The sequence below is a fragment of the Mesorhizobium sp. M1A.F.Ca.IN.020.06.1.1 genome (assembly GCF_004023265.1).
Lineage (GTDB): Bacteria > Pseudomonadota > Alphaproteobacteria > Rhizobiales > Rhizobiaceae > Mesorhizobium.
Genome location: NZ_RZSR01001103.1, coordinates 1 through 1810, shown reverse-complemented (window position 1 = coordinate 1810; position 1810 = coordinate 1). Strand labels below are relative to the sequence as shown.

Sequence of the window (1810 nt, the reverse complement as noted above, 5' to 3'; positions counted from 1 at the left end):
GTCTTGGAAAGACGCTGACGCTCAAGAGCGGTCGTCAGGTTCATTTCGCGACGGGGGAACAGGCGGGCAAACAGCTTCATCATCATCTCCATTTGGTTGCTCAGACGGGTCGCCTTCGCTTGATGGAGTGGGGCAGCTCGTTTTTGCTGGCGGTGATATAGGCCTGCTCCAGCCAAAACTAAATCGCAAAAACGAAGCGCTTGTTATGAAAAGCGACATCCCATGCGACTTTTTTGAGCTCTGCGCTCGAAATTTACTATTAGTTACAGCGCTTTAATTCGAAACGGACGTCGCTATGCGAGTGCTTCATATGCGTCATGCGACGGCCGCATGGCTGGAAAAGTTATTTGAGTACAAACAAAAGGGCCTGCCGGTCTGACACGCGGCAGGCCCTTAGCACGTGATGCACACTTATTTACTTGGCTCCGGCCCAGGTTCCCACGCCGTAGCGCAATCCAGTCTTGGCATCGGCGGCTTCCGGCCAGCCGATATCCTTCTGCAGTTCGATCGGCAGCGCATGGATTGCGCGTTCGGTCTGGTAGCGAGCGCGGGCGGCACTGAATTCGGTCGCGAGCCGACCGATAGACGACAGGATAGACATTTTCTTTCTCCTCGATTCGGGCAGCGCCCGGCAATTGGTTACGTCAGGTCTGTTTCAGCTTCATTTCATGTCGAGTGCAGGCCTGTATCATGGTCGTTCGATGGCTGCTTTTGGCAGCATCCTGCATCGATCGAGTTGACTATGCGCTCGAAGTGATGTTCAATCAAACGAAATGGAATGATCATTTGCATCAGAAAAATTGAAGGCAAGCCCTGATGAACGCCCCACTCAACCATCCTTTGCCGCTGCTCGATCTCGACGTGCTGCGCACCTTCGTGGCGATCGCCGAGACCGGCAGCTTCACCACCGCCGCCAATGCGGTGTTCCGCACCCCCTCGGCCGTCTCCATGCAGATCAAGAAGCTCGAAGACATTCTCGGCCGTTCCGTCTTCGCGCGCGACGCGCGCTCGGTGACGCTGACCACGGACGGCGAGATGCTTCTCGGCTATGCCCGGCGGCTTTTGTCGATCAACCGCGAAGTGGTGTCGAAGTTCATCATTCCCGACATTGTCGGTGTGGTCAGGCTTGGCTCCCCGGACGACTATGGCGAGCGCGTGCTGCCTCACGTGTTGAAGCGCTTCGCGCAATCGCATCCGTCGATCGCCGTCGACGTCACCATCGACCAGAGCGTCAATCTGCGCCGCCGCATGGACGACCGTGCGCTCGACATTACGCTGCTCACCAATTCCTACAAGACCAGCGCGGTCGGCGCCGAGGTGCTGCTAACCGAGCCGATCGTCTGGGCCGGCGCCAAGGGCGGCTGCGCGCATCTGCGCGAACCGCTGCCGGTTTCGCTTTGGGAAGAAGGCTGCGCCTGGCGGGCCGGCGCCCTGGAAGCGCTCGGCCGGGAAGGCCGCAACTACCGCATCGCCTATATGAGCGCTCATACCGCCGGCCAGCGCGCCGCCATCATGGCCGACCTTGCCGTCGCGCCGCTGCCGAAGTCCTTCCTCGGCGACGAGATGGTTTCGCTGGGCGCCAAGGACGGCATGCCCGATATCGGCACCTACAATCTCGCCATGGTGGTGGCACCCGATGCCAGCGCGCCGGTGAAGGCGGTTGCCGACCACATCCGCGCGACCTTCGAACTGTTCCGGGAAACCGGCAAGTTCTGAGCTATTCGGCCGCCGGCGCAGGTCGCGCCGCATAAGTGGTTCGGCGCGATGCATGGGCTCGCTGCGGTACGGTCTCGGCTGTGTGGAAGTCGAC

At 60.1% G+C, this 1810-nt stretch carries 2 protein-coding genes; one reads left to right on the top strand and one right to left on the bottom strand.

Going from position 1 to position 1810, the window contains the following annotated elements:
• Positions 1 to 415: 415 nt before the first annotated feature.
• Positions 416 to 601: a hypothetical protein gene (locus EOA60_RS31415; RefSeq protein ID WP_066999640.1), complete on the bottom strand. Its 186-nt coding sequence runs from the start codon at positions 599 to 601 to the stop codon at positions 416 to 418.
• A gap of 215 nt (positions 602 to 816) precedes the next feature.
• Here EOA60_RS31415 and EOA60_RS31410 point away from each other — a divergent pair, with 215 nt between their 5' ends.
• Positions 817 to 1716 carry a LysR substrate-binding domain-containing protein gene (locus EOA60_RS31410; protein WP_066999645.1) on the top strand — a complete coding sequence of 300 codons (900 nt, stop codon included), beginning with the start codon at positions 817 to 819 and terminating at the stop codon, positions 1714 to 1716.
• The last annotated feature ends 94 nt before the right edge of the window (positions 1717 to 1810 follow it).